Annotated in this window: 3 protein-coding genes; all 3 read right to left on the bottom strand. The window is 53.5% G+C overall.

Going from position 1 to position 6,207, the window contains the following annotated elements; all coding sequences use genetic code 11:
- Window positions 1–162: 162 nt before the first annotated feature.
- The 3 genes from ACYX34_RS07495 to ACYX34_RS07485 all read right to left on the bottom strand — a co-directional run bounded on the left by ACYX34_RS07495 (window position 163) and on the right by ACYX34_RS07485 (window position 6,049).
- The gene (locus ACYX34_RS07495; RefSeq protein ID WP_462075933.1) at window positions 163–3,600 is read right to left on the bottom strand and encodes a molybdopterin-dependent oxidoreductase; all 3,438 of its coding nucleotides are present in this window, start codon (window positions 3,598–3,600) and stop codon (window positions 163–165) included.
- Between the two features lie 318 nt (window positions 3,601–3,918).
- Window positions 3,919–4,563 carry a response regulator gene (locus tag ACYX34_RS07490; RefSeq protein WP_462075932.1) on the bottom strand — a complete coding sequence of 215 codons (645 nt, stop codon included), beginning with the start codon at window positions 4,561–4,563 and terminating at the stop codon, window positions 3,919–3,921.
- Entirely contained in the window at window positions 4,535–6,049 is a 1,515-nt protein-coding gene (locus tag ACYX34_RS07485) for a PAS domain-containing sensor histidine kinase (protein ID WP_462075931.1), read from the bottom strand. Before ACYX34_RS07485 ends, ACYX34_RS07490 begins: the two co-directional genes overlap by 29 nt.
- Window positions 6,050–6,207: the final 158 nt, after the last annotated feature.

Here is a 6,207-nt window from a genome sequence, read left to right as displayed (position 1 = left end):
ACAGCATCTTGCGGCCCAGCTGCCAGTTATAGACTTCAGGCATGGTTTCCTCCGTTAGGTGTCATCGGTCAATAAGTCACAGTCACTTGGTAAAGGCGACCGGCAATGGCCAACCAGATCCGGTTCCGATTGACCATTGCCGATTGGACCATTGGCCTCCGGTTACACCTTGATCTTAATGTGCTCACCTTTCAGCCACTTAATCATAAACTCGTTCTCCTGGCCCGGCGTAAAGCCGGTCCGGACCGGTTCCCATGGGCCACGGGCGCCGATCCCGCCGTCTTCCGCCTTCGTGATGCGGATGAGACACTCCTTCGGCACCGTATTGACCGCATGGTGATCAATCTCGAATCCCCACTTAAACTTCAGCCCGTTTGCAGATTTACCGGGAAGCGAGTCGGTTTGATGCATGGGCATGAGCCAGCTGCGCGTGAAGGACTGTTGGGCGCCGTACCGGAAGTTCGACTGATACCCAGTGTCGATGGCGATAGCTCGTCCATCTGGTCGGGTCTCGTGGCCTTTCACGGATTTCGGCGTCGACACATACGGCGCGTGCTTGGCCATGGTCACGTGGTACGGATAGGCCGGGTTGTACTTCGCCCGGATCATAAGCCGAGCGACTTTGTAGTAGGGATCACTCGGTTTCCAGCCACGGTAGGGGCGATCCACCGGATTTCCATCAATGTAGACATAGTCCCCGTCGTTGATGCCGCGGTCTTTGGCCGCTTGGGGATTGATGTGCACCTGGTGTTCGCCGACTCCTGGCGTCCGTTTATCCATGCGATAGGGGTCACCGAAGTTGGATTCGTAAATCTGCACCCAGTCGTTGACCGACCACTGGCTATGGACGCGGTGACGCGTCTTCGGCGTCACACAGTAGAACTGATAGCCCTTTTCCCACAGAGGGTTGGTGTGGCGCTTGATTTCCGCCCACGAGAGCTTGATGTTCCTGATCGTTTTGTCGTCGTGGTGTTGAGCCGTGATGGGAATACCATAGTCGTCCGGACGAATATACGGGTTTGTCGTGAAGATGGCGTTCGGCAGATACGGGGTCGCCTCCGGCCCTTCACGATGAGAAATAAAGTTCTCGCCGTACTCGATCGCTTCCGGTTCAACACGATAGCTCTCGATGCGCCCTGATCTGGTCCACATGGGCTTCGACTCGTTGGTCTCCTCCCAGAGTGGGTGCCGCGGATAGGTCCGAACCATCACCATCCAACCCTTTTCAGACTTCAAGAGCACATCGGCACTATACCCGTAAAAGGTGCTGGACGCGTCAAGGAGGCGTTGTGCGTATACGTCCACTCGATTTTCATAAACAAAGTGGAAGACGTCTCGCATCCGTTTCTCGCCCGTGATCTCGGCGAGTCTTGCCGCCACCCCCGCAAACGTATCTGCATCGTTCCGGGTGTCGTACAGCGGCCTGATTCCACCCTTCCAGATTTGAACCCATGGATTAGACACTGTGGCCGTCATTTCGGGATAGGTGAACTCCATCCACGAATTGCAGGCAAATGCGACATCGGCGTGATTGACGTCGGATGTCATTTCGATGTCTTGCGTGATGAGACATTCGATGTTGGGGTCGACGTTCCGCACCATATCGTAATGGTGCTTGGCGTTGTTCAAAATATTAACGTTGACGACCCACCGCAACTTGCTGGGGGTCGGCATATGGGTCTTCCCGGTAAACACCTTGCGGCCATACTTCGGGGTATTGACGATCAAGGCCGTATCCCCGTGGTTCCAGTACGCGGGCTCTTCGCCATAGTAGTAGTTCTTGTACTTAATTTCCTTCCCATGGGCATTGGGGTCCAGATTGATCTGCCAGGGATCTTCCGATAAGTGTACGCCGCCGCCGGAACCCGACCAGGGCGTCGCATTCCAAATTCCCACTTTGTAATTGCCGGACCAGGTATGGCAACCTGTGCCGAACTTGCCGATATTGCCGGTCAAGGTCAGGACCAAGGCAGCCGCCCGTCCATTTGTCGTCATGTGGAAATAGTGGCAGACCCCTTCGCCGTTGTGGATTGCCGCCGGCTTGATCGTGCCCGAGTCCCGAGCCCAACGGACGATTAAGTCCTTGGGAGAGCGGGTAATCTGATGCGTGGTATCAAGATCGTAGTCTTGGAAGTGGATCAGATACATCTGGTAGATGGGCTGCGCGTCGATTTCTCGTCCGTTCAACAGCTTGACTCGATAGGTACCCGTCAAAGCCGGATTAATCCCGCTATTATCGAAATGCCAGCCGACCTGCTCACGATGGAGCGGGACGGCCTGCTGCTTGGCCGAGTCCCACACCATGAAGCCGCCTAACCGTTCGATATACTCCGGTTTCAATGCTTGGATCCGGCCGGAATAACTGTGAGAGAAATCAGGGAACTTGTAGTTCGGGATGACATCCCGTGGATCCAGATACTGGAGGGTATCCGTGCGGACCAACAGGGGCATATCCGTGAACTGTTTGATATAGTTAATGTCCTGCATGTTCTCATCGAGAATGATCTTGCAGGCCCCGAGGAAAAAGGCCCCGTCCGATTGTGGTCGAAGGGGAATCCAGTAGTCGGCTCGCTGGGCCGTCGGATTGTACTCCGGAGTGATCACCGCGAGGCGCGCCCCGCGCTCGATCGACTCGAGCTTCCAATGCGCTTCCGGCATCTTGTTTTCGACGAAATTCTTGCCCCAGCTCGTGTTGAACTTCGTGAAACGCATATCGCTCAAATCCACGTCGCAATTTTGCGTGCCGTTCCAAAATGGCTGTGAAGGATCTTGGTCTCCATGCCAGGTGTAGTTGTTCCAATAACGACCGCCTTGGGCCTGATCCGGACCGACTTTGCGTATCCACGCATCCAGCACCGGCAGGACGCTGTTGTTGAAACGGGTATTGGAGTGTTTGCCGATAAACCCGAGAATGGGCATGCCTGCTCGGTGCTTGAAGCAGCGCACGCCTGCACCCTTCATCATTTCAATCATCTCAGGCGCATAACCTTGCTCGCGAAGACGCCGCGCCCCAGCTTCACCGCTGTATCGCGTGGAAATGATGATCATGGCCTTCGCCACATAGGTAAACGCCGTATCCCAGGAGACCCGAAGCATATCGTCCAAGAAACGGCTGTCGAACTTGTACTTGCGCTTAGTTTCCGAGGTGAGTTCGGGTGAGCCGTCATCCATCCACTGCTTCCACCCCTTCCGCATCACGGGCCCCTTCAAACGATACGGCCCGTACACTCGCCGATGAAAGGTGAATCCTTTCAAGCACATACGTGGGTTGTGGGCGAACGTGCCTCGATTTCCGTATAAATCCTCATAGGTTTGGTGATCATAATTTTGCTCGACCCGCATCACCACTCCGTTTCGCACGAAGGCTCGAATACGGCAGGCATGCGTGTCGTTGGGGGAACAGACCCAGGTAAAGGACGAATCGTACCGATATTGGTCGTGATAGACCCGTTCCCACGATCGGTCCGGATACTCCCCCAAGGGGTTACCGACCTCGATTACCGGCTGAAGCGCCGTCAAGGCCAGGACTTTGTCCGCCACGGCTATGGCAGCGATCGTGCCGGCAGAAGTTTTCATGAACTGCCTACGCGTAATGACCATGTGTTCCACCTCCCGTTTAGTAGTATGAGGAAGACGCTATAAGTATAAGAAAGATCAGCATTCTTGTTTTTATTTCGATTCCATTTCCTGAGCTCCGCGCGTGCGCAACCAAATCTGCATCACGGCACCCGCTCGTCTGTTCATAGACGAGTTGGGAACAAGCATCGTTCCTGCTCAAATCAGAGCTGACGTAACAAACGTTCACGCGGACGTAGTGTAGCCGAACGCTGTTGGGAGGAGAGAAAGAAAGACTACCGGCTGGTATTTGAAAAACTACGAGGTGTTCGTGAACCAACTACTATAGTAGGCCCGAAGGTCTTAGGATGTCGTGACTATGCCATGGGTCACTGCGTACTTGACTAGGTCAGTCGTGCTGTGGACATGGAGTTGTTCCATGATCCTGGTCTTGTGAAACTCGACCGTGCGGTGAGAAATCTTCAGTTGGTCGGCAATTTCCTTCGCCGACAATCCCTCCGCAACCAGTTGTAGAATCTCATGCTGCCTCGTCGTCAAGTCGTCGATCGTGGCCAAACGGGGTTGTGCTGGATTCAGGAATGACGTCATGACTTCTTTTGTAATCAGCGGAGTCATGTAGAACTTGTCATTCATCACGGACTGCACCGCCTGCATTAATTCTGTGGCTGCTGATCGTTTCAGCAAATAGCCTGACGCTCCGGCTCTGAACGCTGCATCGACATAGGCCATGTCGGCATGCATCGTCACGAAAATCAGTTTCACTGCAGGGACCTGCTTCTTGAGCTTTTTGGCTGCCTCAATACCGTTAAGCTTTGGCATCGAAATATCCAGTATCACGACGTCAGGCTTGAGGCTTACAGCAGCTTCAAGTAAAGCCCGACCGTCTTCAACAGATGCTACTAGTTCGCAATGCACGTCCAGCAATTTTTTGAATCCCTCGAGCACAAAGGTATGGTCGTCAGCCAAGATAACTCGTGGTTTCTTCATGTCGTACTCCAGAAAATGGGATGTGGACACTGATGCATGTGCCTCGCCCTTGCTCTGAGGAGATGTCCAATCGCCCTTGGACGGACCGTACTCGCTCCCTCATATTGACAAGACCTAACCCGGAATGGCGCGTTTGAGCATCCTTGAGATCGAAGCCGACACCGGTATCCTGAATCGATAGCGTAATCTCTTGTCCGTCACAGGTCAATTCGACTTCCACACGCGCGGCGCGAGCATGTTTCATGATGTTGGCAAGGCTTTCCTGCGTTACTCGATAGAGACATGAGGCGACATCACGCGGTAAAGGATCGGCCATCTCTTCCCCCACGACGACTGTTTTAATCCCCGTTTTTTCGGACCACTCATCGGCCATGTGTTTGAGTGCGGCAGTGAGACCGAGATCGTCCAGAATAGAGGGATGAAATTTGTATGCCATGCGGCGAACGTCATCGGATATCTTGGCCAGCCGTTGATTGAGGGATTGGATCGTCTTCTGTGCTTGGATAGTCATGGTGGAGGGGGTGGACAACATGTTCCCAATGTCAATTGCGACCAAGGCCAGACGTTGGTTAATATCGTCGTGAAGCTCGCGGGCAATACGCCGCCGCTCTTCTTCTTGCGCCGTCATCAGTTTAGCCGTTAATGACTGGAGCTGCCGCTCCGTCCTCAGCCGGTCTGTGATATCTCGCACGATTAACGTAAACGTGGTTCTCGAACCAACACTCAGCAGGGAGATGCTTGCCTCTGCAGGAAACTCACATCCATCTTTTTTTAAACCGACCACCTCACAGCGTTGTGCCATCCGATGAGTCGATTCCGAATTATGAGTAGACTTGTTGATGGAGGATGAGTGAGCAATCCAAAATCGTTCCGGCAGCAACAGATCAATCGGCTTCCCCAGCACCTCGCTCGGATCATAGCCGAATAACTTCGCCGCTCCTTGATTAAAAAGTGTGATCGATCGATCACGTTCGGTGACGATGATGGCGTCTTCGGCGAGGTCGAGGATGTCGGCAAGCCGCCCTTGGGAGAGTCGCAACGCCTGTTCAGTGTGAATATGTTCGGCGATTTCCATTACTAAGGTCTGATTAACGGTGGCAAGTTCCTGAGTTCTTTTTGCAACCTTGTGTTCCAGATGTTCATTTGCCTTCTGCAGTGCTGTTTCAGCCTGGCGCCGCTTCCAGGCAAACCACACGAGCACCCACAAAATCACAATCGTGATGGACCGGTTCCCCATCTGAATCCAAGGTGGCAAATTGGTAAACCATGGAGTCCCGATCCCTCCAATCATGGTAAGGAGGGTACCGACACCAGCAGCAATCGACGGCATCCATGAAAAACGCGACGCAGTGGCAACTAAAACAACAACCACATAAAACTCATGATCGGCGAAAGCCATCGGCGAATACATGTCGGAAGCGAACAGCCCTACCAGGAGTAGGGTCATGAGGACGGCCAAGACGGGTTCTCTCAATTGCGCATCCATGCGGATCGTGTGGCTCGAAATAATGAGCTGCAGTTGTTGCTTAAGATTATCGAGGATGATGGGCGTGCGTCAAATAGCGCTTATCACCAGGCTGGGCGGTTGAGCAAGACTGCGGTGTTCCCAAAAATCGACAATGAACGCAAGGTACAGTCCTCTCA

This window comes from Nitrospira sp. CMX1, assembly GCF_054902215.1.
The sequence above is the reverse complement of the archived record's forward strand: the minus strand, read 5'-3'. Positions and strand labels throughout refer to the sequence as shown.

What these genes read in the sequence shown, in the direction of transcription:
- ACYX34_RS07495 (WP_462075933.1), bottom strand. Translation starts at nt 3,600, where the DNA reads ATGGTCATTACGCGTAGGCAGTTCATGAAAACTTCTGCCGGCACGATC.
- ACYX34_RS07490 (WP_462075932.1), bottom strand. Translation starts at nt 4,563, where the DNA reads ATGAAGAAACCACGAGTTATCTTGGCTGACGACCATACCTTTGTGCTC.
- ACYX34_RS07485 (WP_462075931.1), bottom strand. Translation starts at nt 6,049, where the DNA reads ATGGATGCGCAATTGAGAGAACCCGTCTTGGCCGTCCTCATGACCCTA.